Here is a 26,531-nt window from a genome sequence, read left to right on the forward strand (position 1 = left end):
CGACGGGCCGGGAATTTGCTCATCCGATGCCGAGCCGGAGCGCCAGGGCCGCCAAGGTGACGACCAGAACGGGGACCGTCAGCGTGACGCCCACGCGGAAGTAATAGCCCCAGCCAATGCGGATACCCTTTTGGCCGAGAACGTGGAGCCAGAGCAGCGTCGCGAGCGAGCCGATCGGCGTCAGCTTCGGCCCAAGATCGCATCCGATGACATTGGCATAGACCATCGCCTCGCGCGCCGCGCCGCTTGCATGCGTGGCATCGATCGCGAGTGCGCCGACCAGCACCGTCGGCATATTGTTCATGATCGAAGACAGCAGCGCGGCAATCAGGCCGGTTCCCATCGCCGCGCCCCACACGCCACCACGGGCGGTGCGATCGAACAGGCTGGCCAGATGGTCCGTCAGACCGGCGTTCCGAAGGCCATAGACGACCAGATACATGCCGAGCGAGAAGATCACGACCTGCCAGGGCGCGCCGCGCAGCACGCTGCGCGCATCGATGACCGTGCCGCGCCTTGCGACGAACAGCAGCAGCGCGGCCCCGGCCGCCGCGATCGCACTGACCGGCACCCCAAGCGGCTCGAGCAGGAAGAAGCCCGCGAGCAGCATGGCGAGGACGACCCAGCCCGCCCGGAACGTGGCGGCATCGCGGATAGCCTCCGCGGGAACGCGGAGCTGGCCGACATCGTAGCGGCCGGGAATATCGCGACGAAAGAACAGCAGCAGCACGCCCAGCGTCGCGGCGATCGACGCCAGATTGACCGGAGCCATCACCGACGCATATTTGCCGAACCCGATCCGGAAGAAGTCGGCAGATACGATGTTGACGAGATTGGATACGACGAGCGGCAGGCTCGCCGTATCGGCGATGAACCCCGCCGCCATCACAAAGGCCAACGTCGCCCGTTCCTTGTATCCCAAGGCGCGCAGCATTGCGATCACGATCGGCGTCAGGATCAATGCTGCCCCGTCGTTGGCGAACAGGGCGGATACCGCTGCCCCGAGCAACACGATCATGACGAACAGGCGTCTGCCGTCGCCCGATCCCCAGCGCGCGACGTGCAGCGCGGCCCAATCGAAGAAGCCGGCCGCATCGAGCAGCAGGCTGATGACGATGATCGCCACAAAGGCCGCCGTGGCGTTCCAGACGATGCTCCACACGACCGGAACATCCGACCAGGTGACCACGCCGAGCAGCAGCGCCACCACGGCGCCGCCCATCGCGCTCCAGCCGATTCCCAAGCCACGGGGTTGCCAGATCACCAGCGTGATCGTGGCGACGAAAATCGCGGCCGCCAGCAGGAGCATCAGACGAGACGCTGGCCGGTGGCGTCGATCACCGCTTCACCGTCTTCCTTGGCGAAGGCGCCGAGCTGGGGCGCCGGCAGCAGATCGAGCACGGCTTCGGACGGGCGGCAAAGCTTCACGCCCAGCGGCGACACCACTATCGGCCGATTGATAAGAATTGGATGCGCCATCATCGCGTCGATCAGCGCCGAATCCGGTAGGTCGGGATTGCCAAGACCAAGTTCGGCGTAGGGCGTGCCCTTTTCGCGCAGCAACTCGCGCGGGCGCATTCCGGCGCGTTCGATCAGCTGCTCCAGCAGCGCACGTGCGGGCGGGGTCTTCAGATATTCGACAATGTGTGGCTCTATGCCGGCGTTGCGGATCATCGCGAGTACGTTGCGCGAGGTGCCGCAATCCGGGTTGTGATAGAGGATGATGTCGATCATGCGGGGCTCCTCAGGGGGTGCTTGGCGATGTTCGCCAGACAAAATGGGGGGCAAGCGCTCGCGATCATGCCGAGACATCGGCGTTGCAGCGGCTGCGCAGGACGACGTCCTCGAGCGAGGCGCAGATTTCCGGGGATCCGCCGCAGCAATCCTGCATCAGGAAGGCGAGCAGATCGGTCATCGTCGCAAAGGTAGCGCTGTAAATGATGGAGCGTCCTTGGCGATGGCTGTTGATCAGGCCGGCGTTCGACAGGATGTTTAGGTTTGCCGAAAGGGTGTTGGGCGGGACGTCCAGCCGGCGGGCGATCTCGCCAGCAGCGATGCCGGCCGGCCCGGCCTGCACGAGCATGCGAAAGACCGTGAGCCGCCCCTCATGGGCAAGAGCAGAAAGCCCAGCGACGGCGTGCTTCATATCCATATTTCTTATATAGTGGAAATATGGATATGTGCAACAGCATTGTGCTGGAGGCGACTGCGATGTGGGAACGCGCTCGCGCATATAGGCTCATCCGCGGAGCCGCTCGTCGTCGTTAGGCTGTTTGGGTCGACGCTGCGGACATAAGAGGCGCAGCGGGGGTGCGCAGTCTGCCCGGGCGGAAAAAATGGCAGGGGAGCTCGGATTCGAACCGAGGGCCTTCGGTTTTGGAGACCGACGCTCTAACCAGCTGAGCTACACCCCTGTACGGCCCGCCCCAATATCCGGCGATTTGGGCATGTGCAAGCGGAAGATGCGGCGGTTGGCGGCAGGACGCATTTTTACGCCGCGCTTCGAAACGCGAAGGGCGCCATCGTATGACGATAGCGCCCCCCTCATATGCAATGGAAGTTTGTCTGACGTGAAGGTCAGGCGGTCGCGTAGGTGACCGAAGTGCGACGCGCGCGACGCATCGCCATGCCGGCGAGGCCGAAACCGCCGATCATCATGCCCCAGGCAGCCGGCTCCGGAACGCCGGTCGGAATGAACACACCCTGCGCCGCATAGGAACCGTTGCCGCGCGAGACGCCGTTGATCGTGATCTGGTTGGTCATGCCCGCCATGATCGGCACCGCATTGGCGAAGACGACTTCGTTGAGACCGCCACCGAAGAAGCCGGTCAGCTGCGTGCCGTTGAAGAACACCGACGTCAGGTCGAGGTCGCCCACGTCCGACAGCTTGACGGCGCTGGTGCTGACCGTGCCGCTGGCGAGACCATTCTGCGGCAGGGTGAATTCGTAAATGTGCGTGAACGAGCCGGCCACGATGCCCGACTGGCCGAAGTTCACTGAGACCGACCCATCCGCAGAGACTGCGGTGTTCATGTCGGCAGGACCGTAGAATACGGTTGCGGCCTGGGCAGGTGCTACAGAAACAAGTGCTGCGGAACCAAGCGCCGCTGCCATAAGTGTACGAAACATGCGGGGTCTCTCCCTGTTAACGAATGATCAACCATTGCGTGGTGGCGAGACCCCTGAAAGTTCCGAAAGTTCCAATAAAAAAAGAGGGTTCCGTCCCGCTCTGGGAACGGCAGACCGAAAATGACGGCTACGCCGCGATCGTTGCGCTGCCGGAATTCGACACGAGCATGCGCGCTTCTTGCACCGGCAGCGGCCGGCCGAAATGATAGCCCTGCGCCCGGCTGCAGCCGAGCGCCCGGACCATGCGGTGCTCGTCCTCGGTTTCCACGCCCTCCGCCGTGGTGGCCATGCCGAGACTCTCCGCCAGCGCAACCACGGCGCGGATGATCGCGATCGCCTCCTTGGTGCCGCGCGAGGCGCTCTGCACGAAGCCGCGATCGATCTTGATCGAACTGAACCGGGTATGGGCAAGATAGCCAAGCGAGGAATAGCCCGTGCCGAAATCGTCCAGGCTGAGTTGAACACCCAGGGCGAGGATCCGCTCGAGCGTCGCGACGGCGGACGTGCCTTCGCGCAGGAACACGCTTTCGGTGACTTCGAGCTCGAGCCGGCCGGGTTCGAGGCCGGAACTGGCGAGCGCATCGGCGACGATCGCGGCAAAGGCGGGGCTGTGCAGCTGTTCGGAGCTGACGTTGACCGCGATCCGCGCCGGAAGATCCCAGCGGGCAGCTTCCATGCAGGCGGTTCGCAGCACCCATTCGCCGATGGCGGATATCAGCCGGGTTTCCTCGGCGAGAGGCACGAACTTCGCGGGAGGGACAACGCCGAATTCCGGGTGCGTCCAGCGCAGCAGCGCCTCGAACCCGATCAGTCCGCCGGTGGAGGCGTTCACGACGGGCTGGTAGGTGAGGTGCGTCTGGCCCTGCTCGACCGCGCCGCGCAGTGCGATTTCAAGCACGCGGCGCTCCTCCGCCGCCACATGCAGTTGCGGTTCATAGGCATGGAACACTCCACCGCCGGCGTCTTTTGAGCGATACAGAGCCAAGTCTGCCGAGCGCACGAGCATCTCGGCCGTCCGCCCGTCGCGCGGGCCGATCGCCACACCGACCGACGCACCGATGTACAAGGTGTGCTGATCCACCTCATAAGGACGCGAGACGGTGTCGATGATGGCTTGGGCGAGCCGCTCGACACCCTCCGGATCTGATACGTGGCGGACGACAACGGCGAACTCGTCGCCGCCGAGCCGCCCGATCATCTCGTTGGTGCCCGTCAATCGCTTCAGCCGTTCCGCCACGCGCTGCAGGAGCCGATCGCCGACCGGGTGGCCCAGCGTGTCGTTCACCGCCTTGAAGCGATCCAGGTCGATCATCATGAAGGCACAGAGGGCGCCCCATTTGTCCGCTTCCGCCATTGCCTGAGCCAGCGTTTCGTTAATGTGCAGGCGGTTGGGCAGACCGGTCAACGCATCGAAGCGAGCCATGCGGTGAATCTTCTCGTTCGCGCGTCGCTGTTCGGTGACATCAGAGGCGACGCCCCTGAAGCCAAGGAACACGCCCCGCTCGTCAAATTTCGGGCTGGCCGAGATTTCCCACCAGCGCTGCTCTTCGCTCACCTGCACCGGCACGGGAAAGTCGCGAAACGGCTCGCGAGCGCGCAGCTTATCCGAAAGCGCGTGAAGTTCGGATGCAAAGCGCCCGCTTTCCCACTGCGCGCCCGTCAAGGCCTGCAGAAAGGGGATGCCGTTGATGGTCTTGGGATCCAGGCCCAGCGAAAGCGCGAAGCGCGGGCTGGCGCGCGCCACGCGGCGCTGGGCGTCGATCTCCCACAGCCAATCGCTTCCGGTCTCCTCGAACTCGCGAAGCAGCAGGCTGACGGTTTCGTCGCGATCCGCCAGTGCGATCTGGTTGGCGCGCAGCAACACCAGGGTGCGTCCCCGGCTGAAGCTGCCGATCGCCAGAATGCCACTCAGCAAGACGGCCGCCAGCGCGACCAGCGGGGCGCCGACGGCGAGCAGAGCCGCGCCGCTCGAAATCCCCATGATCCCGACGAACAACAGGCTCGCCATCGGGATTGCGCCCATCGCGATCGCCATCGCGGTGATGACCAGCATCAGCGCGGCCCAAAGGTTTACGCCGATGCCCTCGGAGGGGGCGGTGCCGAAGGCCAGCGCGGGGACCGACCATAACAGGCCTAGCAGGATCGCTTCCGGAAGCGTTTTGCGCACGTCCGCCAGAGTTGCCGCAATGGCGTCGCAGTCGTTGAACGCAAGCCGACGACGAGCGACCCAGCCGGCGGCACATATCACCAACATCGCCCAGGCGGCGAGCGGCCATGGCGAAATGCGGGGCCAGAGCGTGACGAGCACCATTGCCGTGCCGGTTATCTGTGTCGCCAGGAGCAACGGCGCAAAGCGCCGCCCCGCATGCAGTTGCGCAGCACGCATGCGCTGCCAATCAATCGCATCCGCCGCGTCTCGCAGGCCCAGCAGCGCGCGCGTATCCACCGTTGGCAGGGGAAGGGATGAGGTACTCTTGCTGCTCACCCGTGGCAGCATAACGGCGGGGGGTTAGCGATAGGTTAGGCAGGGACGCCTGCCCGAACGTTCTTGCAGCAACCTCGGCCGCACGAGAGCGAAGGTCCCCCGGTGCGCCCGGGGGACAGGAGTTCAGGCCGCTACCGCGTAGGGCTTGATTTCGCCGTTCAGATAAAGGTTGCGGGCCTTGGCTCGGCTGAGCTTGCCCGAGCTGGTCCGCGGCAGGGTGCGCGGCGGTACCAGTTCGACCACGCAGTTCATGCCGGTGACCGAGCGCACTCGCTCGCGGATCTCGTCGCGCAGGCGCAGTCGCTCCTGCTCGTCGGACGTGCGGCATTGCACGAGCACGGCCGGCGTTTCCTCACCGCCCGGCGTGGTGATCGAGAAGGCGGCGATGTCACCCTGCTTGAAGCCGGGCAACTGTTCCACCGCCCATTCGATGTCCTGCGGCCAGTGGTTCTTGCCGTTGACGATGATCATGTCCTTGGCGCGGCCGACGATGTAGATATAGCCATCGGACATATAGCCCATGTCGCCGGTATCCAGCCAGCCATCCGCCATGCAGGCGTCCGTCGCCGCTTCGTCCCGGAAATAGCCGACCATGACGGACGGACCCTTGCACCACACCTTGCCGATCGCCTTTTCGGGCAGGGGCGTGCCGTCTTCTTCGCGAATCTCGACAGCCATGTCGCGCACCGGCTTGCCGCAATTGACGACGGCGCGGTAGCGCTGCGGGCGATCGGCACGGGCAGTGCCGCCGGAAAGCTGCGTCTCTTCGACCAATTCGACGACGATGCCTTCGCCCGGCGGCATGATCGATACCGCCAGCGTCGCTTCCGCGAGGCCATAGCTCGGCAGGAACGCCGTGGCGTTAAAGCCGGCATCCGCGAACGCGTCGACGAAGCGCTGCATCACGTCCGGACGGATCATGTCCGCGCCATTGCCGGCGACACGCCAGCGGCTGAGATCGAACCGCTCGCTCGCCTTGGTCTGGCTGGACATGCGACGGGCGCAGATATCGTAGCCGAAGGTGGGCGAATAGGAGAGGGTGGTACCCGCATTGCGGCTGATCATGTCCAGCCAGGCGAGCGGGCGCCGCGCGAAATCCTCGGTCTTCAGATAATCGGTCGATACCTGGTTCGCGACGGGCGACAGGAAGCAGCCGACCAGGCCCATGTCGTGATACCAGGGCAGCCAGGAAACGCAGCGATCGGTTGCGATCAGCTTCATGCCATGGCTGTGCGCTGCCAGGTTGTTGAGCAGCGCGTGGTGCGTGATCGCCACGCCGTGCGGAAAGCGCGTGGAGCCGCTCGAATATTGCAGATAGGCGATATCGTCCGTGTTCGCGCGGGGCAGTTCGGCCTCCGGCGCGGCGCGCTGCGAAAACGTCGACCAGTCCGTTGCGTCGACACCGGTCAGGCGCGCGGATTCGGCGCACATCGCGCCGATTTCCGGCGGGTAGATCAGCAGTGCCGGATCGCAGCTTTCCAGCTGTACGCGCAACTGATCGATATAGGATTGCGCGCCGCCAAAGCTGGTCGGCAGCGGCAGTGGCACCGGCCAGGCACCAGCATAGATCACCCCGAAGAACAGGGCTGCGAATTCGGGGCCAGTCTCCGCGATCAACGCAATGCGATCCTGCGGCCGGATGCCGGCCGCGATCAGGCGCCGCGCTTGTTCGAGCGCGTCGCGACGCAGCTCAACAAAGCCATAAGCCTGTACCAGCTTGCCGCGCGCATCGTGGAAATTGAGTCCACGAACACCCTGCGCGGCATAATCAAGCGCGTCACCCAGCGTTTCGAAGTCAGCGAAACGGCGCGGGAGACGGTCTTCCGTGGGTGTAGGCGTAAGCGTTGCCATGTCCACTGTTTCGAGCGATCCCGTTTCGTCCAATGTCATTCTTTGTCTCGTGCCCCTGTGAGGTAGCAGTTCGTTGTGCCCCCACAACGCAGTTTTCCGCACGGGCTCTGCTACACGCTATCGTTCAAAATCGGTTGGCAGTGTGGCACAATCAAGGCGTATGCCCCACACCCCCCGTGCCAAACCGCCGCTGGATGCCGGCAGCCTCGAGCGGCTTGCCCTGCGCTATGTCGAGCGTTTCGCCACCAGCCGCGGCAAGCTCGCGGCCTATCTGGACCGCAAGATCCGCGAGCGCGGCTGGAGCGGCGATGCCGGTCCGGACCCCGCCGATATCGCGGAACGCATGGCAGCGCGGGGCTATGTCGACGATCGGCTGTTCGCCGAAGCGCGGGTGCGCAGCATGGCCCGGCGTGGCTTGGGTGCGCGGCGCGTCAGCATGGCGCTACGCCAGGATGGGATCGCCAGTGACGACGCCGAAGACCTGGCCGAAGCGATCGAGGCGGATGCAGTGGCCAGCGCGATCACCTTCGCCCGCAGGCGCCGACTGGGGCCTTATGCCGCCGAGCCCGCCGATCGAGAGCTGAAACACAAGCAGCTTTCCGCATTTTTACGGGCGGGTCATTCGCCGCAGATTGCGCTTAGAATATTGAACATGCTGCCGGGGGAGGATCCGGCAAGGTTGCTCGAAGCGGGACAGGCCTAATCACACAAAGCCATTCCCCTTTTTGGTAACTCTGTGTTAATGTTGCTGGCTTGGGGGATAACGATAATGCGTGCTGAGCAACAGCTGGATTCTGATCACTATCCGGGCGACGCGAGCGGGGAAGTCCGGTTCCATGAAGACTCCCAGAGCGACGGGAGTCTGTATTGCGGCGTTGTCAAATGGTTCGACGTAACGCGGGGCTTCGGCTTCATGGTCGCTGATGACCCCTCGGTTGGGGACATTCTAATTCATTTTTCGGTATTGCAGGAACATGGCCGCCGCAGCTTGCCCGAAGGCGCGCGGCTGGAATGCGTTGCCGTGCAGCGCCAACGAGGACTTCAGGCGCGTAGCGTTGTTTCGATCGATCTCAGCGAGGCCGTAGAGCCGGTGAAGCGCGGCGGAGACCGGATCGAGCGATTGAAGCTGATCGACGATGCCGGGCCGTTCGAACCTGTGGCGGTCAAGTGGTTCAATCGCCTGAAGGGCTATGGCTTCCTGGTCCGATCGGGCGAGAGCACGGACATCTTCGTGCATATGGAAACGCTGCGCCGCGCGGGCATTGAGGAAGTCGAGCCTGGACAGCCGCTGCGCGCGCGAATCGTGGCCGGTGAAAAGGGCCCGCTGGCAGTCGCCGTGGAGCAGCCCCGCATTCTCGAATGATCGCATCGGAACCTTGCCGAAGCGCGCGCTTGGCGGTATCGAACCGGCCCATGGGACTTCCTTTTCCGATCTTCACCTGGTGGAACGGCGCCACGTTCGGCACTCGCATGGGATTGCGCGGTAAGAAGCGCATCGGCGAGGATTCGCTCGGCAACCTCTATTTCGAGGGCGGACGTGATCCCAACGGCATTCCGCGCCGCTGGGTGATCTACAAGGGGTCCAACGACGCCAGCCGCATTCCGCCGGAATGGTTCAGCTGGCTGCACCACCAGATCGACGGCGCGCCCGATGAGGCGTTGCCGCCGGTGCGTGAGTGGGAAAAGCCCTGGGTGCCGAATCAGACGGGCACCGAGCTTGCCTATCGTCCGCCCGGCGCGCTCGAAAAGGGTGGCCAGCGCGTGCGCGCAACCGGCGACTACGAGGCGTGGACGCCCGACGCATGAAGGCCGCGGCGGCGCTGATCGCGCTCGCCCTTATGGCTGGCTGCTCGCAAGGCGGTAGCGGCAACGGCGCCACTGGCGGGGACAATGCTGGTGACGCGCTGGTGATTACCGGCGCCGCAGGAAACGATGCCCAAGGCGCCGAAGTGGTGTCGATCGGCCCTGATGCGGCGACCGCCGATGCCGCGGCGACGCCGATGCGCGAACGCGTTGCCGTGATCGGCGTGCTCAACAAGCGCAACGGCGTAGCCCGCGACGTGACGCTGAAGCCGGGCCAAGCGGTTCGCATCGATGGCAAGATCACGCTGCGGCTGCGCGCCTGCGAGCGGACGGCGCCGTGGGAAGCGGATCGGCTGACTGGCGCGTTCGTGCAGATGGACGTGCTGCGCGAGGACAAGGCGTGGCACCGCGTCTTTTCCGGATGGCTGTACAAGGAACAGCCGGCGCTCAACGCCGTCCAGCACCCGGTTTACGACATCTGGCCTAAAAGCTGTGCGATGACCTTCCGCGAGAGCGGGCCCGATACCGTACCCGCATCGTCCGCCGCCCCGTCGAGCGCGAAGAAATCGCCGGAGGCAGCGCCGCCGACGCCGGACGAATCCCCCAGCGCCTCGCCCAGCAACGCGATATAGGCGTCGCGCGGCACCTCGATCGCGCCCAGCGATGCCAGGTGATCGGTGATGAACTGGCAATCGAGCAACTGGAAGCCGCCCGCTTGCAGGCGGGCCACCAGATGGGCGAAGGCGACTTTCGAGGCATCGCGCACCCGTGTGACCATCGATTCCCCGAAAAATGCGCGGCCGAGGGCGAGGCCGTACAGCCCACCCACCAACTCGCCGTGCTGCCAGCATTCGATCGAGTGGGCGTGGCCCTGCCGGTGCAGCGCTACGAACACACGCTCGATCGGGCCGTTGATCCAGGTTTCCGGACGATCCGGCGCCGATTCCGCGCACAGGCGGATGACGCCGCCAAAGTCGCGGTCGACGGTTACCTCAAATCGATCGGCAGCAATGGTTTTGCGCAGCGAGCGGGCGAGGTGGAACCGGTCCAGCGGCAGGATGCCGCGCATCTTCGGCTCGACCCAATAGACGCTCGGATCCGTGCGATGATCGGCCATCGGGAACACGCCCATGGCATAGGCGCGCAGCACGAGCGAAGGATCGATCTCCTGCTCGGGGCGCCGGCGATGGGTCATGCCGCCTGAATGCCCGGCACGATCGCGCGTTCGATCGTCTGCCACAAATTGGCGAAGGCACGCGCGCCCTCGCTCCGCGGCGCGAAGGTGCCGATCGGCGAGCGCCGCACCGCCACCGCTTCGATCTGGCTGGCCATGGGGATCACCGGCCAGTCGGCATCCTGCGCCAACGCTTCCAGGTGGAGCTTGCGGCGGCGGTCGACCATTGCGTGCACCGGCATCAACGGCACCTTGGCGCCGCGTTGCACCAGATGGGTGGCGACCTCGTCAAAGGCCCGGCGCGACAGGGGCGACGGCACGACCGGCACCACGATCAGATCGGCGGCGCGGATCACCTGCTCGCTCGTGTCGGTCAGCCCTGGGGGGCAATCGAGCAGGATTCTATCATAGTCCTCGGAAAGATCGTCGAGCAGCTTGCTCAGCCGCTTCTTCTTGTCGAGCGCATGGAACAGATGGTCGAGGCCGCGCAGCGACGTGTCGGCGGGCAGCAACTCCAGACGCTCGAACGCCGTGCGCCGGATCAGACGCGCAGCGGCGACGTCCTTGGAGAAGATCGACTGCGCCGGGTGCCGCCCCGCCGAGTCTCCGCCCAGCAGGAAGGTGGACGCCGCCTGCGGGTCCAGATCCCACAGCAAGGTTCGTCGCGCAGAACGGGCGGCCGCACACCAGGCGAGATTCACGGCCAGCGTGGTCTTCCCCACGCCCCCTTTGAGGCTGTAGATCGCGATGGTCGCCATGCCGCTTCTCCTGTCACCCCAAGCTGGCATTAAAAAGGCCCGGTGAGAATTCCCACCGGGCCGGTTCTTGTGAATTTGCTTGGGCCTCAGGCCTTGCAGGTGTGGACCGTGCCGTTGGCCAGCGTGATCTTGGCGGCCTTGGCGGTGCCTTCGAGCTTGTAGCCACCTTCGGCGACATAGGCCTGGCCGGCTTCGGGCGCTTTGAGCAGGACGGACTTCATCGAGCCCTTTTCCTCGCGCAGCGCGGCCATTTTGCCGCCCTTGAAGAAATCGACGAACAGCAGCGTGTTGCCCGGCTGGCAGCGGAACGAGACCGTGCTCTCGATCGAGGGCGGCGGTTCCACCGGGGCTGCGTTCGCAAGTTGCGAAGCCATCGGATCGGGCGAGCGAGCGTCGACCACTTCCGGCTTGTTGTTACATGCTGCGAGCGCAAGCGTCGCGACGACGGAGAGGACTAACGGGGAGGGTTTTTTCATAGCGTTCGGGCTTTTCCTTGGGCGGGGAAGAATCGTCAAGCGGAAATCCGGCACGGACCGGCACGTACTTGTGCGATGCAGCGCAATGAACGGAATCCGGACCGGATTCGCAAGTCCGGAACCGCCGCAAGCGGTGCCGTTCGGGCGCGCCTGTGCTTGACCCGTGCGAGCGGCCCGCGCAGGAGGGGCGCGAGGAGAGATTGCATGTCGGTTCGCGGATCAGTGCTGGCCCTGCTCCCCCTGGCGCTGCTTGCAGGCTGTGGCGGCGAGCCGCCGAAAGAGGACGGCAACGCACAGGAACCGGCGATACGGACAGGGCCGATGCTGGGGACGATCGACCTGTCCAAGCCGCTGCGGCTCGAGGATCGCGAGGGCAGCGGCTGGTCGATGGATCTGGCCCCCGGCCGCATCCTCTATCGCCCCAAGGACGCGACGCCGATTCCCTTCTACCCGGTATCGCCCCGCATGGCGGACGGCCAGGCATCCTATCCGACGCAGACGCCGGATGGCGAAAAGGTGGTCATCACCCTTCGCCCAGAACGCTGCGACGAGGGAGACAGGGCCTCGCCTTTGTCCGCGACGCTCACGATCGGGGCGCGCAGCTATGCTGGCTGTGCGTCGCCGCTGCCGATCGAGCAGATCCGCTACGACTTGTACAATGAGGCGATGTCGGGCGGCGGGTGATTGGGCGGCAGCGTGACGTGGATGGTGGTGCCGCCGTCCTCGGAGCGCGAAAGCCAGAGGCGGCCGCCATGTTCCTCCACCAGGTGCATGGCAATCGGCAGGCCGATGCTGGGCCCGACGGTGGAGCCGGCATCGTTCTTCAGGTTGAAGCGCGTCGCTTCACCTTCGGGATCGGCGGCAACACCGGTAACCGTTACGCCCACATCGACTTCGCCGCCGGGCAGCGCTGCCGTGGAGACTCGGATCCGCCCACCCTGGCAATGAATGCAGGCATCGGCGGCAGCGCCGACGACGTTGGCGAGCGCCTGAACGATCTGCTCCGCATCGAAACAGGCTCGGGTTGCGTCAGGTGCGATCTGAATGGCGATCGGCGGCAGGCGCTGCGAGGCAGCCGAGCGCGCGGCATCAAGCGCTTCATCGATGACGCCGCTAAGGTCGTGCATCTGGAACACGAAATCCGTCTGCCGGGCCATGTGCCGGATGCGGCGAATGATGTTGCCGGCTCGGTGCAGCTGTTCCTCGGCGGAGCGGGTGATCGCCAGCGTGCGTTCGTCACTATTCGGGGACAGGCGCAGCGCCGCCATGAAATTGGCCGCGGCCGACAGCGGCTGGTTCAGTTCATGCGCGATCGCGGCGGCGATCGATCCCAGCGCCCCCGCCCGGGCTCGCGCGGCCATCTGCCGCTCGATTTCCAGCCGTTCGGCGACGACGCGGTCGCGTTCCTGCATCCGGCTGTGCAGTTCCTGATCCATCCGGATGCGGTAATCGGCGAGCGCGACATAGCGCGACACTGCCTGGAGAAAGCCCGTTTCCGCCTCGCTGAACGGCGCCGTGTCACGCCGGCCGAAGCCTAGCGTGCCGAGCAGCTTCCCGGCATGCGAGAGCGGCACCGCGACGAAGCTGTTCAGTCGCAGCAGACGCAGGAAGTAATGGCCCGGATCCTGCGAATGCGGGACATCGCTGACCACCACCATCTCGCCGCGCTGCGCCGCCGTGCCTGAGGTCGACTGACCGGGACGCAGCCGCACCGACGCGCCGACCACCGCTTCCTCATGGTTCAGGCCGCCATGGGTTACCAGCCCGAGATCGCGGGTCTCTTCGTTGAATTCGTGATGGATGAACAGATCGATGCCGAGCGGCGCGCGAATGCCCTGAAACACCTGCGCCAGGGCGGGCGCGAGCGCCGGCGCCTGCAGCAGCAGATCGGTGGTGGTGACGAGGAGATCGGAGAGCGCGCGCTGGCTCGGGTCTGCCGGCGCACTGGCGCCGGACCCATGTTTCCGTTCTGGAACGGTCCCTTCCTCGCTCGACATGGTGCTGATGCGCCCTTTCGCACATGCTATGGTGTGCAGAAACCATGCCCTATTAGGTATTGCTACTGAGTTTCATATTGGTCCTACCGCGCACCCTCTAAGAGGCAGGCCAAGCGCTGCCATTCGGGCAGCTTTCGCGCGACGCCGATGGTGTGGAGCGGGCTGGAGGAAGGCAGCGCAATCACTGTCCAGCTTTGTGATGTCGCAACGAGCTGTCGGATGCCGTGCCGATAGGCGGTGGCACCATTGAACGCGATGGCGCGGAGATCCGGAAGGCTGGCGGCAAGCGCAGCGATATCGTGCGGCTCGACATTGCGAAGCGCGGCATCGGTGCTTCCGGGACGCTCGGCGCTCGCCACGACATCCCACAGGCCGATATGGGCGGCGAGCAGCGCCTGTAGTCGATCGGCGTAGGGTAGGGGCACCAAGTCGCGCCCGGCCGCGGGCGAAATCAGCTGCCAGAACTGGTTCTGCGGATGGGCATAATAGTGCCGCGCGGCTAGCGAGCGCTCGCCGGGTAACGACCCGAGCACGAGCAGCCGAACGTCGCGATCGACCACCGGCGGGAAGCTGGATTTGCGCATCGTCATCACCCGATGCTCTTTGCAGAGCGCAGCCGTGCGGTCGAGCGGCGGCCTGCAGAGGCGTGGCTGCGACGAGCACATGGAACAGGATCGAAGTCGATTGTCGACGATTCAGATAGGATATAGCATCGACCAACATCGACTCGGGAGCAACGCCGTGGCACTGGCAACGACCCCCAACGATTTCTTCTCGATCGTCACGACCGGCAGCCGCACGAGCGGCATCCTCCAGTCCCTGCTGGGCATGGGGGAGTTGGGCGCGCATCTCGATGATCCGGCCGATGCCGGGCGGCAGCGCAGCCTGTGGGCCGCCAAGCTGGACCATGCCGTGATGGGCGCCCAGCGACCCGTGCTTTTGGTGGCGAGCGGGCGAAGCTGTTTCGCGGCGACCTGGTGGGCACGGCTTTCGCCACGCGACTATATCGATCGCGTCGCAGGTGCGCTGTTCGTCGATCCGCTTGAGGCCGATGGGGCAAGTGCTGCGCTGTTCGCATCGCCCCGCACCCGATTGCCGTTTCCGTCGCTGCTGTTGAGCGGCGAGCGTGCCGATGGCGAGGCGGTCCGCCGCGCGCAGGATCTTGCGCTGGAATGGGGTGGGATGGTCGACGCCGCGTCGCGCGGCGAGGCGCCGTCGCGCTGGCAGGGCGCGCGCGAGTTTGTGATGCGGATGACGGCGGGCGTCGTCGAACGCCGCGCGCAGGCCGCCTACGCTCTGGCCGCCGTGCTCGATCCGCCGCAGCGGTAATTGCACGTTGCAGGCGCAGGGGCTTGAGAAACGCTGGGCCAGGACGAACCGCCCTGGCCCGAGCACCAATCAGTTGCGCGGCAGATTTGCCAGCTGGTCGATATGACGTTGGACGATCGGCACCGCGGCGGAGGCTACCTTGCGCAGCGCTGGCGTGTCGCCATTTTCGGCATAGCCCGAATGCAGCGCCAAGGCTTCCTGATGTGCCATGCGCTGCTGGCGCAGATAGGCGGCGTCGAATTGGGCGCCGTTCAAGCCCCGCAGCTCGTCGATCATCTTCTGCTGGCGCGGCTGGAGCGCGGGCGGGGGCGGGGTAACACCCGCGGCACGCGCGGCGCTGGTAAGCTGCTGCGTGGTCATCGTATGGTGCTCGATCATCATCTGACCGAACTGACGTACCGCAGCGTTAGAACCTCGCTGCTGCGCGAGCCGTGACGACTGGATTTCGTACAAGTCGCTTGCGCCTGCCATCTTGGCATAGGGAATTGCTTCCTTGGGCGCAGCGCCGGTCTGCGGCCCTGCCTGTGCCATATCCTGGCCAGTCGCCGCCATTTGGATAGGTGCGCCTGCGCCGGTGGCAGCCGTAAATGCAAGCGACGCGAACGCGCCGCCAAAGATGATCGCCTTCATGCCGTCCTCCTCGTGATGGTGTGCAGAACAGACGGACTTGGCAATGGTTGCAGGTTGTCTTGGTATTACTAGAAGTTGATCCGGATTAATTCGAAGCTGTGAAGGCGTGTTCCGCGTGTTGTTCATGCCCTTATCGGTGCCGATTCTATCGACCGGACCTGCGCGACTCAGAAGATGCCAGGCACTTCGCGCTGGATCGTCGTCGGCCGATCGGGGGCGAGCAGCGTGCGGGACGGGCGCGCGATGCTTGCCACGCCGATGCCGCCGATTCGGCTGCAACTGCGCCCGGCAACGAAGTCCAAGCCTGCTTTTACCGACGCCTCGCCGACATCGCCCAGCGGGCGCGACAGATCGTCGGTGGCGCTGCAGCTCGCCTCCAGCGTGTTGGCCAGCCCGGTGAAATAGGCACCCTGGCGGTTGGCGTTCTGGGTGGCGAAGGCGACCACCCGCAACCGATCGTCGCAGGCCGCGCGGTCGATCGCCACCTGGCCCACCGGCTTGCCATAGGTGTTGGTGCCGATCAGCGCGATATTAGCGCGGAAATAGGGGAGCATGGCGTTGATCACCAACTCGCTCGCCGAGGCGGTGCCGCTCGTGCCGATAAAGGCGATCCGCGCCGGGGTGATGGCTTCCGGCTGGGGGCCGAAATAGTCGGTCTCGTCATAGGCAGACTTTTCGGGGCGGAAGCTGGTGTAGCTGAACACATCGGTGCGGCTGCGCGCGCCGCCCAGCAGATCGCCGAACAGTTCCGCGATCGAGACGAGACCGCCGCCATTGTAGCGCAGATCGACGATCAGATTGGTGATGCCCTGTGCCTTGAAGCTGGCAAATGCGTTGCGCAGCGCCGGATCCGCGGTGCTGATGAAGGTGCGCAGGTTGATGTAGCCGACACGCCCGCCGCCGTTCGGATCTGTCAGGATCTGGGCCCCGTAGCGGCTGGAAACCGGGGGCAGGCTGTATTCGCTCTTGGTAAGCGTTACGATCCGTTCGCTGCCATCCACAGCCTGAACGCGTAGCACGCGGCTGGTGCCGCTGGTGTCGGGGCCGAGCGCATCGGTGATGCCGTTCAGCCCTTGGCTCGCAATGATGCTGCTTACGTCGCGCAGATTGCCGGCGCTGGTCCCGATCGCGAGAATCCGAGTGCCGCGATCGACGCCCGCCTGGAGTGCGTTGGCGCCTTCAAAGCTCTCAGCCACGGTGATTGTCGAGGTGCCGTCGGTGGCGAGGCGGAAGCCGAAGCCCGCGCTCGATCCCGAATTGTAATAGGCGTTCTCCTCGGCGATCGAGGTGAGATAGCTGAAATAGCGGTCACGCCCCTGAGCGCGCGCAGTGGCGGTGAGCGCATCGAGATAGGCATCGGGCGAACTGTAGCCCGATGGATCGAGCGTCGCCGGTAGCGTTTCGGGGAACAGATACCACTCCCGCATCGTCGCCAGCACCCAATCCTGGCGGCTGCGCAGCGAACAGCTGCTGGTGGGGGTGGGGGTTGCCGTGGGCGTAGGCGTCGGCGTCGGGCTGGCGGGCTGCACCACCGTTCCGGTGCCTCCGCCGCTGCCACCGCCGCCGCATCCCGCCAGCAGCGCAGCCATCACCAGCACCGATACTCCCGAACGCCTCGCGGACATTACGCAGACCCCCACTATCCGGTCGCCAGGCTAGAGCGTTTTCCGATCAATCTGGATCATATCCGCAGGAACTGAAGTAGTTGGCGCATTCGCTGGGCTGGAAGATGTCGACGAGCGCGCCGATGCGGTTCCACAGGCCGCTGACAGTGCGCTCGCCGGCTTTTCGCAGCATGGCCTTGAGGCGTGCAAAGGCCTTTTCGATCGGGTTGAAGTCAGGGCTGTAGGGCGGGAGGAAGCGCAGCGTTGCGCCTGCCGCCTCGATCCGATGCTGGACCGCCGGTCGCTTGTGGCTCGACAGATTGTCCATGATGACGATGTCGCCGGGGCGCAGTGTGGGCACAAGGACCTGCGCCACATAGGCTTCGAACCAGTCGCCGTTGATCGGGCCGTCGAGCACCATCGGCGCGACCATGCCGGTCATGCGCAGGCCGGCAACCAGCGTGGTGGTTTTGCGATGGCCATGCGGATATCCCATCCGCAGCCGCTCACCCCTGGCGCAGCGGCCATGGCTGCGGGTCATGTTGGTGGCGGTCCAGGTCTCGTCGATGAAGACCAGGTGTTCCGGTTCCAGATCGACCTGGCCGTCGAACCAGTCGCGGCGCTGTTTCAGGATGTCGGGCCGGTCTTGCTCGACAGCATGGCCAGTCTTTTTTTGCGCGTCATGCCTCGACGCGCGAAAAAGCGATGCAGCCCTGCGACGGAGACTGCCAGACCCTTCTTGGCTAAGGCTCGGCGAAGCTCTTCCAGCGAGATGTCCTTGCGGGCCTCCCACAGCGCGAGAATGTCAGCTGCCCGTTCCTCAACCCGACGCGAACGCATGTCTCCGCCTTGCGGCTTGGCGGCAACATTGCCCGTTTCCCGCCGCTGGGCGTGCCAGCGGATCGCGGTCGACGGCGCAACCCCAAACCGGGCGGCTGCAGCCCGACAGCTCAGCCCGCCGTCAATCACAGCCAGAAGACGAACCCGCAAATCCATCGACAAAGCATGACCCATCCATGCCGGACTCCTTCACCGGCATGCATTCTGAATCAGAAATCGCGTTCCTTGGGAATCCCTCACCGATTCAGTGCGGTCGAAATCCGCTCTAGCCGGTTCCGCGGAGCTTCGCCAGACGGCCGATGCGGCTCACGCCTTCAGGATCCAGCCCTTGCGATCCATCCACCAACCGACTGCCCAGCACAGCATCGTATAGGCAAAGGCGCAGAGCAGCGCGCCAAGCGGGCCCGGTGCTATCGCCTGAAACACGTCGACGCCGGCGGCTTCATAGCTGCTGTCCTTGTCCGATGCGGGAATCAGGTGGAGGATGGTGACGAACAGTTCGGAGAAGAGATAGATCGCCAGGGGATTGCGGCCGAGAATGGTGAAGAAGCGGCTGCCGCGCCTGAAACCGGCCAGCTCGATCAGCGCGATCGTGCCGCTGAGCAGCAGCAGGTCGAACCCGACGGTGAGCAGCACATAGGAGCCGGTCCACAGCTTCTTCGCGATGGGAAACCAGGGCGACCAGGCAAGCCCGGCGAGGACCAGCAGGCCGCCGATCACGGCCATGCGCCGCACGGTGCGGCCAAGGTCGCCGCTCCGCACGATGGCAAAGCCGGCCAGATAGCCGGCGATCACGTTGACGGTGGCAGGCAGCGTGCCGAGCAACCCTTCGGGATCGAAGCCTCCATCCTTCTTGTAGAGATGCCCGGGACCGAGCAGCCACAGATCGATCTGCGTACCGATATTGGCGTATTTGTCGTAGGCCATGCCCGGCGGACTGAAGGCGAGCAGGATCGTCCAGTAGCCGAGCAGCATCGCCATGCCCGCGAGCAGCAGCTGCCGCGGCCGGAGCCAGCGGATCAGCAGGCCCGCCAGCACATAGCAGAGCGCCAGGCGCTGGAGCACGCCCGGCACGCGGGTGAGTGCGAAGGGCTTCCATTCCCAGCCATTCGCCCCCTGCTCGACGAACGGGAACCAGTACATCAAATAGCCGAGCACGAAGATGACCGCGCCGCGCCGGAACAGCTTGGCGAGGTAGGGCCCGGTCGCCACCGGCTTGCGCAGGGCGAAGCTCATCGCATTGCCCATCGCGAACAGGAAGGTGGGGAACACCAGGTCCGCGAGGGTAAAGCCGAACCATTTGGCATGGACCAGCTGCGGATAGGGCTCGGCACCCGGCCCCGAGGTGTTGACCAGGATCATCAGGAAGATCGTGGCACCGCGAAACACGTCCAGCGCGAGAAAGCGCGGCTTCCCCGCGAGGGCGGCGACGGTTTTTGCCTGCGTTTCCGTCATTTGGCGTCGCTTTCCGCGAGGACCGTGCGGGCGAGGGTGAGCGGTGCCGCTGGGCGCGACCTCCGCCACATCCGGCCATCCTTCAGCCAGGCGGCCTGCCAGTCGCGGACAGCCTTCGCCGTGGCGGCTGCGTCGAAGGGCGTGTGCGCGACGGCCGCGGCACGCTGGGCAGCCAGGAACCGCTGCCAACGGGGCCAGTAATAGCCGGCATACAGGCCCTGCCATGCACGCGAGGCATAGTCGGACAAGTGGCCCGTTCCTCCCCAGACGGTGACAATCGCCTTCGCCTGCTCGACGAACGCCGCCTTCTCGGCCGGCGTGTCTCCATAGGCTGCTGCGTCCGCGAGCCAACTGCCTAGCGTTTCCTGCTGGTTCCCGGCGAGTGCGTCGATGCCCTTGGCGAGCCGTTCGGCAGCAGCGGTGGCGCTGTCGCCGGCGGCCAGGTCCCCGGCCTTATAGGCCGCGACGGCGGTCTTGAGACGCTCGTCGAGCTTCAGACTGGCATAGTGGCGGACGAGATCGACCGCGTCATAGGTGTAGAGCGGTTCGCCCGCATAGCCCGGAGCCTGGGTCAGCAGCGCGTCGATACCGGCGCGCAGCGCGGCGGCGTCGCCCGGCGCGGCGGGATAGTTCGCGCCATCGAGGCTGGGGAACTTGAATAGCAGATAGGCGCCGGCCTGCTCGTGCCACCAGCGCGGCGTCCAGTAGCGCGTGGAATAGGCGCCGGCGATCGCCTGTCCCCATGCAGTGACCAGCGCGGGCGAGGTCTTTCCGTAGCGGCTCTTGGTGTAGTCGCCGAGCCAGGCGTCCAGCGGGCGCGCCTTGCCCTCCGCGTCGATTTCGCCCCAGGCGAGATCATAGGCATAGGCATAGGCGATGCTGTTGTTGTGCAGGCCTTCGGGAAACAGGCCGAAGCCGCGCATCCGGCCATGGCCGGGATTGGCGAGGGCGGCGGTCATGTCGCTGCGGTAGAAATTCAGGTCGCCATAGACCGGGTTGCTGCCGCCGTAATTGTGAACATAGCCGTACGCCCAGCCCTTGCCGTAGAAGGCCTTGGTCGCGTTCCAGATGCCGGGATAGCGATCATTGCCGATGTCGAGGATCAGCATGCGCTCGTCCGGCACTTTCGACAGGAAGGCCGCAATCGCGTCCGGCGTCCAGAACGCCTTGTCGGCGCCGAATAGCCAGCCCTGCATCACCCAGGTCGCGTTCGGCGCGGCCGCGGTGATCGAGCGATAGAGGCGCTCGCCATAGGCTGCGAGCCGGGCATCGCGCACCTCCTTCGGGAGAGCGGCGGCGCGGGTGGCGGCGGTGTTGGCGATGGCGTCGCCATAGGTGGCGGCGCGGGCGTCGCTGCCGTCCTCGGCGATCGGCGGCACCATCTCGTTGAAGGCGTCGGCGAGGTAATATTCGCCGGGACCATAGGTCGCCGTGTAGAGTTGCAGGAAGCGCGCGGCGAGCTTGGCGAACAGCGGATCGGAGGGATCGAGCCAATAGGTGCCGGGGAAGCCTTCCCACTGCCGCATCCGGTAGATTTTGGCGTCAGGGTGCGCCTTGGCGAACGCCTCGGGCACATAGCCGGAGAAGGCCGGCAGGATCGGCTTCATGCCCAGCGACCGCATCCGCCCGAGGATCTGGCGCTGCAGGACACGCTTCTTCTCGATCCAGTTGGCCGAGAGCGGCGCGCGATAGCCGGCGATGTTGCCCATGCGTTGCCACGGCAGGAAGGGTGCGGCGGAGAGACCGGCGGCGATCTGTGCGTCGTTCATGCCCTGCTCGCGCCACAGCGCCCGCCAGACATGCTCCTGGCCTTCCATCGCGAGCGGCGTGTCGACGCCGTGCGCTGCCATCCAGTCGATCTCGCGTTCCCAGCGCCCCCAGTTCCACCAGGGCGTGGTGTAGCCATAGGTGCAGGTGTTCAGATAGGTGCGCAGCGAGAAGGAAGAGGCGACGACGCCGCTGTCATAGCCGTCCCGGAGCACCAGCGGGCGGCTGCGCACACCTTCCCAGGAAACGGCCAGGCTACCCTGTGCGCCCAGATATCGGGCGGCGCCGCGCACCAGCGCGACCGGCGAGGAGCCTTCGACGCGCAGACGGCCGGCGGCGGTTCGGGCGCGGAATGTCGGGGTGGCGCCGGGGACCAGCGCCAGATCAATGCGAGCGGTATCCACACCGAGCCGGGTGAGGACGGCACGGGCTGCGGCGGTCGCCGGCTGCGGTGCAGCGGCGGGGGCCAGACGGGCCGGCTGAGCAGCGGCCGGCGCTGCAAGGGCGAGACCGGCCGAAACCGGACCGAGGAAGCGGAGACGGCGGGCGGCGGAATCGGCCAAGGCGAATACTCCAGAAGCACGAAATTGCCCCGGGGGCGGCTGGGTGCCGTCCCCGGGGCCGAGTCTTACATCTTCAGCGTGGCCGACAGGTAGAAGCTACGGCCGTAGAAGCTGCTTTCCTGCCACACGTCGGTGTTGCGGAAATAGGCCTGTTCGCGGCTGTTGTTGAGATTGATCACGCCCGCCGCAAAGCTGAGCCAGCTGTTCGGCGAATAGCCGCCGCTCAGGTCGAACTGGGTGCGGCCGCGCACGGTGTGGCCCTCCCGTGCGAAGAAGCTGTCTGCGCTGTTCTGTTCGTAGCTGCTGCGGTGGTTCACCGAGAGGCGGATGTTGAAGTGTTCGTTCTCCCAATAGGGCGAGACGTTCCACGTCACCTTCGAGAGGTTGCGGATGGTGAAGCCGGTGCCGATCGCCACCTTTTGCGGATAAACGCGCGTCAGGTTGGCGAGGATGCCGAAGCCGTCCACCGGCAGCAGGCGATCGAACGACTGGTTCCAGCTCACTTCGAAGCCCTTCACCTTGATGGTGCTGGGATCGTTGCGGGTTTCGGTGATGTCGTAGATGTTGCCCCGGGCATCGACGCAATCATTGCCCAAGCTGGTCAGCGCCGTGCCGTTGAACGACGACGGGCAGATCAGCGACGAGAAGGTTCCGTTCTTGATCCACTTGTAGAAGCCGTTGATCGCGATCGCGCTCGATCGGGTGAAGTACCATTCGACGCCGAGATCGAGCTGGTCGGCAGTGAGCGGCTTGAGCGATGCCTGCCCCAGATCGACGGTGATCGTGCTGGTGCCCACCGGGAAGGTATTGGGCGAGCTGCTGGTGGTCTGCGCCATGGACGTATTCGAATCCATGATCGGACGGACCAGCACCTTGGCCGCGGCGAAGCGGACCTGCAGCGTGCTGGTCGGCTCCAGTACCAGGTTCAAGCTGGGCAGGAAGTTGTCGTAGCTCTGCTCGATCGCATAGTCACCGATCTTGCGCTGCACTTCGGTGTACCCATCGGTGCGGGGCGCAGTGATATTGCCCTTCACCTTCTGCTTGGTGTGCTCGTAGCGCACGCCGATATTGCCGCGCAGCGTCATGTCGCCAAGCCGGGTGTCGATGCCGGCCATCGCATAGGCCGAAGGCATGAAGCGATCGACATGGTAGCTGGCTTCGGGGGCGGCGATGTCCGGCACGGTGATGCCTGCCGCCGCGAGTGCCTTGTCATAGGCGCCGAGGTCCGGACCGATCCACGCGCCGGGAATGCCCGAATCGCCGTTGAGGAAGCCGCCGACTGCATAGTTGTTGGCGGCCATCGCCGGGAAGATCGGGCTGGAGGGAGCCGGCTGGCGCGACAGCAGCGCGATCATGTCGTGGCGGCTGACGTCGCGGTTGAAGATCTCGTGCCGGTACTTCGCGCCGATGCTGAGCTGGTTGATCGGGCCGAGCGCGACTTCCTTGTACAGGTCCGCCTGTGCCGAGCTTTCGCTCGACGCCATCTTGCGCGTGGCGCCGTTCGGGTATTCGTTGCGGCTGAGCGTTGCCGGCGCATATAGCGCGGGGTTCGACAGATCCGTCCCGACGCTATACTTCACCGACTTCCAGTCGCTGAAGTCGATCGTCGCGGTGGGGATGTTCACGCCCAGGATCGCGGCGGCTTCGCGCTGATAGCTGCTGCCCTTGGTGTAGTTGAGCACTGTGCGTGCCGACCAGCCATTCTCGCCGGTCCATTTTCCCGACAAGGTATAGCCCTGGCTGACGAGATCGCGATCCTCGTGCTGGCGATTGTTCTCCAGCGTGAAATTGGTTGCGGTAGCTTTGGTTGCGACGTCGCCGATGACGTTGCTTGCCGCGATCCGGGCGGTGTTGAAAAGGAACACCTGCTGGTTCACGTCATAGTCGGTGATGTCCTTGGCGTAGATCGCGCTGGCGTCGATCTCGATGCGGTCGCTCGGCCGCCACTGTAGGCCGCCGCTGCCCATCAGGCGCTCGGTTTCGCGATCGATGCGGCGGTAGCGCGGGCGGCGTGGCACATAGGTGGTGGCGCCGGCGATCGTCTGGGTGGCCCAGCGATCCATCCAGAAATAGTCGGCGCGGTCCTTCAGCTTCTGATAGCCTAGGTTGACGTACACGCCGAGCGTGCCGTCCGCGAGCTGGTCGACATAGCTGCCGCTGATCTTCGGCGTGATCCTGCCGCCGGCATATTCGGAGTTCTGGCCCTTCACCGCGAGCACCAGCTGCCGATCCTTATGATCGAGCGGCTTGGTCGTCTGGATGTTCACCGTGCCGGAAAGGCCGCCCGCATCCATGTCTGCGGTGGGTGACTTGATCACCTGGATCGCGTTGGCGAGTTCGGTCTGGATGATGTCGTAGCGGAAGCCGTCGGTGAAGTCGGCGCTCTTGAAGGTCTGGCCATTTACCGTCGTCATCGCATATTGCGGGCCCAGGCCGCGGATGCTGATCGTGGCGCCGCGGCCGTTGATGTTCGACATCTGCACGCCCGAGATGCGCTGGATCGCCTCGGTGATGTTCTCGCTGGGAAACTTGCCGAGATCTTCCGCCGAAATGCCGTCGGTAACGCGCGTGTCGCGGCGCTTGGCGTCGATCGCGTTATCGATCGATGCCCGAATGCCGTTGACGACGATTTCCACGCCTTCCTGCGGCGCGGCTTCAGTGTCCGTCTGAGCTTGTGCGGTGCTGGCAAAACCCAGCGCAGCGACGCATCCCGATGCGAGCCAAAGCGCCCTGACGTGGCGACGCGTGGACGCCGTGACGCTATCCGATTTCTGCATGATAACCCCCAATGCTGGCCTGGTGCCGGATCGTTGCAGTGCGTCGGTGCGCCCTCCCGTGGCACATCTCTTCCGCTCTGCGGACTGGCATTGGTTGCTATCGGTCTTATTATGTCAAGGCCAATTCAATACAAAAACAAAGGGTGGTAATACCTCTTTGCCAGACAGCTGCTGCAATTCCACCGTCAACTCGTTGTCAAAAAAGCGTAAAGGTTGCCGCCCCGACGCCCGACGGGCCGGGGGGCAAATGACGTAGTGAGCAGAAAGGTTCTGTGTTCAGGCCAGACGGGGCGCCAGAATCCGCATCAGCGCTTCGCAACCGGCGGCGTCGCCCGCGTCGAATCGGGCGGGAAGTGGACTGTCCAGGTCCAGCACGCCCAACAAGCGGCCTTGGTGTACAATTGGTACCACCAGTTCCGAACGGCTTGCCGCATCGCAGGCAATGTGGCCGGGGAAGGCGTGCACGTCTTCCACCAGCTGCGTCTCACGCGTCGCCGCGGCCGCGCCGCACACGCCTTTGCCGAACGGAATGCGGATGCATGCGGCCTTCCCCTGGAAAGGCCCTAGAACCAGCTCATCCGCCACATTGCGGTAGAAGCCGGCCCAGTTGAGATCGGGCAGATACTGGCCGATCAGCGCGGAGACGTTCGCCATGTTGGCGATCGGATCGGGCTCGTCGGCGGTCAGCGAATCGAGCGCGGCGGCGAGGTCGCTATAGAGCTCGGCCTTGGTGTCGGCAGTGATGTCGAAGCTGTACATGCCGGCGATGTAGGGGATCCCGGCGCCGTGCGCGAGAGGGGAGGCGTCAGTCGAACGAAACCTTGCCGCGGCCGGCTTTCACCGCTGAACGGCCTTTCTTGGCATCCACCCGCCTCGCTTTGGCGGCCTTGCTCGGCTTGGTCTTGATGCGCCGCGCCTGTCGTTCGTGCGCCTTGTCGATCAGCTCGGACAGGCGCTGGCGCGCATCGGTGCGGTTGGCGTCCTGGGTGCGATACTGGCGCGCGGTGATCAGCAGCTCGCCCGCCGACGTCATCCGCGTCCCGGCCAGTTCCTTCAGCCGTTCATAGGCATAGGGGGACAGGCCCAGCTTGAAGACGTCGACCCGCAGCTGCACCGCGGTCGCCACCTTGTTGACGTTCTGCCCGCCGGGGCCGGTCGCCGCGAGGAACTTTTCCTCGACGATCGCCTCGTCTGGGATCTCAGCCATGCGAGCGGCCGAAGCCGATATGGTGGAAGCGTGCCGGCAATGGCGCGTCGCCGTGCACGTCGGGCTTGCCGGGGCGGGGCAGGGTGATGGACTGGGCATGCAGCATCAGTGCGGGGCCGCCGCTGCCATAGACGGGATCGCCGACGATGGGGATGCCGATGCCTTCGAGCGCGTGGACGCGAATCTGGTGGGTGCGCCCGGTCTCGGGATAGAATGCGACCAGCGCGCGGCCGTCGTGCACCTCCATCCGCTTCCAGCGGGTGCGGGCGCGTTTGCCTTTCGGATCGTGCGTCATCCGCCAGCCTTCTTCGATCGTCGATACCTTGCCGAGCGGCAGGTCGATCTCGCCGCTTTCGGTTTCGGGCACGCCGTCGAGGATCGCGACATAGCGCTTGGTGACCTGGCCGGCTTCGAAGGCCTGACCGAAGCGCTTCATCGCCTTGGGATTGCGGGCGAGCAGCAGGCAGCCGCTGGTGTCGCGGTCGAGCCGGTGGACGGGGACGGGCAGGCGCTGGAAGCCGAAGGTCAGCTGGTCGAGCAGATCCTCCAGACTCTCGCTGCGGTCGCGCGGGCGATCGACGGGGAGGCCCGCCGGCTTGTCGATGATCAGCGCTTCGCCGTCGATGAAGAGTACCCGGTCCTGGAACATGGGGCGGATATAGCGCGCTTCGCAAAATGCGCGAGCC

General features: G+C 65.2%; 25 protein-coding genes, 1 tRNA gene and 1 pseudogene. 6 read left to right on the plus strand and 21 right to left on the minus strand.

What is annotated here, in order from left to right:
• Positions 1-19: 19 nt before the first annotated feature.
• The 7 genes from ACNFJ7_RS01155 to ACNFJ7_RS01185 form a co-directional block, all read right to left on the minus strand.
• Complete coding sequence (locus ACNFJ7_RS01155; RefSeq protein WP_019370513.1) at positions 20-1,309, minus strand: arsenic transporter; 1,290 nt, start codon at positions 1,307-1,309, stop codon at positions 20-22.
• Positions 1,309-1,734, minus strand: coding sequence for an arsenate reductase (glutaredoxin) (gene arsC, locus ACNFJ7_RS01160; RefSeq protein ID WP_019370512.1), 426 nt, complete (start codon positions 1,732-1,734; stop codon positions 1,309-1,311). The genes ACNFJ7_RS01155 and arsC overlap by 1 nt, the downstream gene beginning before the upstream one ends.
• Positions 1,735-1,798: 64 nt before the next feature.
• Positions 1,799-2,152, minus strand: coding sequence for an ArsR/SmtB family transcription factor (locus ACNFJ7_RS01165; RefSeq protein ID WP_026009304.1), 354 nt, complete (start codon positions 2,150-2,152; stop codon positions 1,799-1,801).
• A 185-nt stretch (positions 2,153-2,337) separates the two neighbouring features.
• Positions 2,338-2,414 (minus strand) — tRNA-Trp (locus ACNFJ7_RS01170).
• A gap of 163 nt (positions 2,415-2,577) precedes the next feature.
• Positions 2,578-3,129 carry an FxDxF family PEP-CTERM protein gene (locus tag ACNFJ7_RS01175; protein ID WP_026009303.1) on the minus strand — a complete coding sequence of 184 codons (552 nt, stop codon included), beginning with the start codon at positions 3,127-3,129 and terminating at the stop codon, positions 2,578-2,580.
• 127 nt (positions 3,130-3,256) lie between these two features.
• Positions 3,257-5,626, minus strand: coding sequence for a putative bifunctional diguanylate cyclase/phosphodiesterase (locus ACNFJ7_RS01180; RefSeq protein ID WP_026009302.1), 2,370 nt, complete (start codon positions 5,624-5,626; stop codon positions 3,257-3,259).
• 111 nt (positions 5,627-5,737) lie between these two features.
• The gene (locus ACNFJ7_RS01185; protein ID WP_026009301.1) at positions 5,738-7,504 is read right to left on the minus strand and encodes a fatty acyl-AMP ligase; all 1,767 of its coding nucleotides are present in this window, start codon (positions 7,502-7,504) and stop codon (positions 5,738-5,740) included.
• Between the two features lie 121 nt (positions 7,505-7,625).
• On the opposite strand from ACNFJ7_RS01185, the gene ACNFJ7_RS01190 reads away from it, so the two are divergent.
• The 4 genes and pseudogenes from ACNFJ7_RS01190 to ACNFJ7_RS01205 form a co-directional block, all read left to right on the plus strand.
• Positions 7,626-8,168, plus strand: coding sequence for a regulatory protein RecX (locus ACNFJ7_RS01190; RefSeq protein ID WP_082664420.1), 543 nt, complete (start codon positions 7,626-7,628; stop codon positions 8,166-8,168).
• Between the two features lie 66 nt (positions 8,169-8,234).
• Positions 8,235-8,828, plus strand: coding sequence for a cold-shock protein (locus ACNFJ7_RS01195; protein WP_019370506.1), 594 nt, complete (start codon positions 8,235-8,237; stop codon positions 8,826-8,828).
• 50 nt (positions 8,829-8,878) lie between these two features.
• Positions 8,879-9,271: an NADH:ubiquinone oxidoreductase subunit NDUFA12 gene (locus ACNFJ7_RS01200; RefSeq protein WP_026009300.1), complete on the plus strand. Its 393-nt coding sequence runs from the start codon at positions 8,879-8,881 to the stop codon at positions 9,269-9,271.
• A gap of 194 nt (positions 9,272-9,465) precedes the next feature.
• Positions 9,466-9,702, plus strand: a pseudogene (locus ACNFJ7_RS01205) (DUF2155 domain-containing protein); the annotation flags it as partial.
• Between the two features lie 35 nt (positions 9,703-9,737).
• Here ACNFJ7_RS01205 and aat read toward each other — a convergent pair.
• The 3 genes from aat to ACNFJ7_RS01220 form a co-directional block, all read right to left on the minus strand.
• Positions 9,738-10,463 carry a leucyl/phenylalanyl-tRNA--protein transferase gene (aat, locus tag ACNFJ7_RS01210; protein ID WP_019370503.1) on the minus strand — a complete coding sequence of 242 codons (726 nt, stop codon included), beginning with the start codon at positions 10,461-10,463 and terminating at the stop codon, positions 9,738-9,740.
• Complete coding sequence (locus ACNFJ7_RS01215) at positions 10,460-11,200, minus strand: ParA family protein (protein WP_019370502.1); 741 nt, start codon at positions 11,198-11,200, stop codon at positions 10,460-10,462. The genes aat and ACNFJ7_RS01215 overlap by 4 nt, the downstream gene beginning before the upstream one ends.
• A gap of 86 nt (positions 11,201-11,286) precedes the next feature.
• On the minus strand, positions 11,287-11,676 hold the full coding sequence (locus tag ACNFJ7_RS01220; RefSeq protein WP_019370501.1) for a hypothetical protein: 390 nt from the start codon (positions 11,674-11,676) through the stop codon (positions 11,287-11,289).
• A gap of 204 nt (positions 11,677-11,880) precedes the next feature.
• Between ACNFJ7_RS01220 and ACNFJ7_RS01225 the strand changes: the two genes are divergently transcribed.
• A complete protein-coding gene (locus ACNFJ7_RS01225) occupies positions 11,881-12,360 on the plus strand; it encodes a hypothetical protein (protein ID WP_019370500.1) in 480 nt (159 codons plus the stop codon).
• Here the strand turns inward: ACNFJ7_RS01225 and ACNFJ7_RS01230 are convergent.
• Positions 12,321-13,673, minus strand: coding sequence for a GAF domain-containing sensor histidine kinase (locus ACNFJ7_RS01230; protein WP_019370499.1), 1,353 nt, complete (start codon positions 13,671-13,673; stop codon positions 12,321-12,323). The two genes, ACNFJ7_RS01225 and ACNFJ7_RS01230, sit on opposite strands and share 40 nt — an antisense overlap.
• 83 nt (positions 13,674-13,756) lie before the next feature.
• The gene (locus tag ACNFJ7_RS01235; RefSeq protein WP_019370498.1) at positions 13,757-14,263 is read right to left on the minus strand and encodes a DNA-deoxyinosine glycosylase; all 507 of its coding nucleotides are present in this window, start codon (positions 14,261-14,263) and stop codon (positions 13,757-13,759) included.
• A 151-nt stretch (positions 14,264-14,414) separates the two neighbouring features.
• On the opposite strand from ACNFJ7_RS01235, the gene ACNFJ7_RS01240 reads away from it, so the two are divergent.
• Complete coding sequence (locus tag ACNFJ7_RS01240) at positions 14,415-15,002, plus strand: alpha/beta hydrolase (protein WP_152997761.1); 588 nt, start codon at positions 14,415-14,417, stop codon at positions 15,000-15,002.
• A 69-nt stretch (positions 15,003-15,071) separates the two neighbouring features.
• Here ACNFJ7_RS01240 and ACNFJ7_RS01245 read toward each other — a convergent pair whose 3' ends face one another.
• The 9 genes from ACNFJ7_RS01245 to ACNFJ7_RS01285 all read right to left on the minus strand — a co-directional run bounded on the left by ACNFJ7_RS01245 (position 15,072) and on the right by ACNFJ7_RS01285 (position 26,494).
• Entirely contained in the window at positions 15,072-15,632 is a 561-nt protein-coding gene (locus tag ACNFJ7_RS01245; RefSeq protein ID WP_019370496.1) for a DUF4142 domain-containing protein, read from the minus strand.
• Positions 15,633-15,799: 167 nt separating this feature from the next.
• Positions 15,800-17,257 carry a S41 family peptidase gene (locus ACNFJ7_RS01250; protein ID WP_173644869.1) on the minus strand — a complete coding sequence of 486 codons (1,458 nt, stop codon included), beginning with the start codon at positions 17,255-17,257 and terminating at the stop codon, positions 15,800-15,802.
• 46 nt (positions 17,258-17,303) lie between these two features.
• Positions 17,304-18,250, minus strand: a protein-coding gene (locus ACNFJ7_RS01255) for an IS630 family transposase (protein ID WP_152997892.1) whose coding sequence is annotated in 2 segments (ribosomal slippage) — positions 17,304-17,914 and positions 17,914-18,250 — 948 coding nt in all. Because the reading frame shifts where the segments join, the coding sequence is not laid out codon by codon here.
• 132 nt (positions 18,251-18,382) lie between these two features.
• Complete coding sequence (locus ACNFJ7_RS01260; RefSeq protein WP_019370217.1) at positions 18,383-19,531, minus strand: acyltransferase family protein; 1,149 nt, start codon at positions 19,529-19,531, stop codon at positions 18,383-18,385.
• Positions 19,528-21,861 carry an alpha-N-acetylglucosaminidase gene (locus ACNFJ7_RS01265; protein ID WP_019370218.1) on the minus strand — a complete coding sequence of 778 codons (2,334 nt, stop codon included), beginning with the start codon at positions 21,859-21,861 and terminating at the stop codon, positions 19,528-19,530. The genes ACNFJ7_RS01260 and ACNFJ7_RS01265 overlap by 4 nt, the downstream gene beginning before the upstream one ends.
• Before the next feature lie 65 nt (positions 21,862-21,926).
• Positions 21,927-24,638, minus strand: coding sequence for a TonB-dependent receptor (locus tag ACNFJ7_RS01270; protein WP_019370219.1), 2,712 nt, complete (start codon positions 24,636-24,638; stop codon positions 21,927-21,929).
• 276 nt (positions 24,639-24,914) lie between these two features.
• Positions 24,915-25,397 carry a GAF domain-containing protein gene (locus ACNFJ7_RS01275; RefSeq protein WP_019370220.1) on the minus strand — a complete coding sequence of 161 codons (483 nt, stop codon included), beginning with the start codon at positions 25,395-25,397 and terminating at the stop codon, positions 24,915-24,917.
• A gap of 46 nt (positions 25,398-25,443) precedes the next feature.
• Positions 25,444-25,845, minus strand: coding sequence for an alternative ribosome rescue aminoacyl-tRNA hydrolase ArfB (gene arfB, locus ACNFJ7_RS01280; protein ID WP_058805430.1), 402 nt, complete (start codon positions 25,843-25,845; stop codon positions 25,444-25,446).
• Positions 25,838-26,494, minus strand: a complete 657-nt coding sequence (locus tag ACNFJ7_RS01285) for an RluA family pseudouridine synthase (RefSeq protein WP_019370222.1) — start codon at positions 26,492-26,494, stop codon at positions 25,838-25,840. The genes arfB and ACNFJ7_RS01285 overlap by 8 nt, the downstream gene beginning before the upstream one ends.
• Positions 26,495-26,531 lie beyond the last annotated feature (37 nt).

The organism is Sphingomonas sp. HT-1 (assembly GCF_048568905.1).
Taxonomy (GTDB): domain Bacteria; phylum Pseudomonadota; class Alphaproteobacteria; order Sphingomonadales; family Sphingomonadaceae; genus Sphingomonas.

Bases quoted from the DNA above. Each gene is read 5' to 3' on its own strand.
- ACNFJ7_RS01155 (WP_019370513.1), bottom strand. From the start codon at position 1,309: ATGCTCCTGCTGGCGGCCGCGATTTTCGTCGCCACGATCACGCTGGTG.
- arsC (WP_019370512.1), bottom strand. From the start codon at position 1,734: ATGATCGACATCATCCTCTATCACAACCCGGATTGCGGCACCTCGCGC.
- ACNFJ7_RS01165 (WP_026009304.1), bottom strand. From the start codon at position 2,152: ATGGATATGAAGCACGCCGTCGCTGGGCTTTCTGCTCTTGCCCATGAG.
- ACNFJ7_RS01175 (WP_026009303.1), bottom strand. From the start codon at position 3,129: ATGTTTCGTACACTTATGGCAGCGGCGCTTGGTTCCGCAGCACTTGTT.
- ACNFJ7_RS01180 (WP_026009302.1), bottom strand. From the start codon at position 5,626: ATGCTGCCACGGGTGAGCAGCAAGAGTACCTCATCCCTTCCCCTGCCA.
- ACNFJ7_RS01185 (WP_026009301.1), bottom strand. From the start codon at position 7,504: ATGACATTGGACGAAACGGGATCGCTCGAAACAGTGGACATGGCAACG.
- ACNFJ7_RS01190 (WP_082664420.1), top strand. From the start codon at position 7,626: ATGCCCCACACCCCCCGTGCCAAACCGCCGCTGGATGCCGGCAGCCTC.
- ACNFJ7_RS01195 (WP_019370506.1), top strand. From the start codon at position 8,235: ATGCGTGCTGAGCAACAGCTGGATTCTGATCACTATCCGGGCGACGCG.
- ACNFJ7_RS01200 (WP_026009300.1), top strand. From the start codon at position 8,879: ATGGGACTTCCTTTTCCGATCTTCACCTGGTGGAACGGCGCCACGTTC.
- aat (WP_019370503.1), bottom strand. From the start codon at position 10,463: ATGACCCATCGCCGGCGCCCCGAGCAGGAGATCGATCCTTCGCTCGTG.
- ACNFJ7_RS01215 (WP_019370502.1), bottom strand. From the start codon at position 11,200: ATGGCGACCATCGCGATCTACAGCCTCAAAGGGGGCGTGGGGAAGACC.
- ACNFJ7_RS01220 (WP_019370501.1), bottom strand. From the start codon at position 11,676: ATGAAAAAACCCTCCCCGTTAGTCCTCTCCGTCGTCGCGACGCTTGCG.
- ACNFJ7_RS01225 (WP_019370500.1), top strand. From the start codon at position 11,881: ATGTCGGTTCGCGGATCAGTGCTGGCCCTGCTCCCCCTGGCGCTGCTT.
- ACNFJ7_RS01230 (WP_019370499.1), bottom strand. From the start codon at position 13,673: ATGTCGAGCGAGGAAGGGACCGTTCCAGAACGGAAACATGGGTCCGGC.
- ACNFJ7_RS01235 (WP_019370498.1), bottom strand. From the start codon at position 14,263: ATGACGATGCGCAAATCCAGCTTCCCGCCGGTGGTCGATCGCGACGTT.
- ACNFJ7_RS01245 (WP_019370496.1), bottom strand. From the start codon at position 15,632: ATGAAGGCGATCATCTTTGGCGGCGCGTTCGCGTCGCTTGCATTTACG.
- ACNFJ7_RS01250 (WP_173644869.1), bottom strand. From the start codon at position 17,257: ATGTCCGCGAGGCGTTCGGGAGTATCGGTGCTGGTGATGGCTGCGCTG.
- ACNFJ7_RS01260 (WP_019370217.1), bottom strand. From the start codon at position 19,531: ATGACGGAAACGCAGGCAAAAACCGTCGCCGCCCTCGCGGGGAAGCCG.
- ACNFJ7_RS01270 (WP_019370219.1), bottom strand. From the start codon at position 24,638: ATGCAGAAATCGGATAGCGTCACGGCGTCCACGCGTCGCCACGTCAGG.
- ACNFJ7_RS01275 (WP_019370220.1), bottom strand. From the start codon at position 25,397: ATGTACAGCTTCGACATCACTGCCGACACCAAGGCCGAGCTCTATAGC.
- arfB (WP_058805430.1), bottom strand. From the start codon at position 25,845: ATGGCTGAGATCCCAGACGAGGCGATCGTCGAGGAAAAGTTCCTCGCG.
- ACNFJ7_RS01285 (WP_019370222.1), bottom strand. From the start codon at position 26,494: ATGTTCCAGGACCGGGTACTCTTCATCGACGGCGAAGCGCTGATCATC.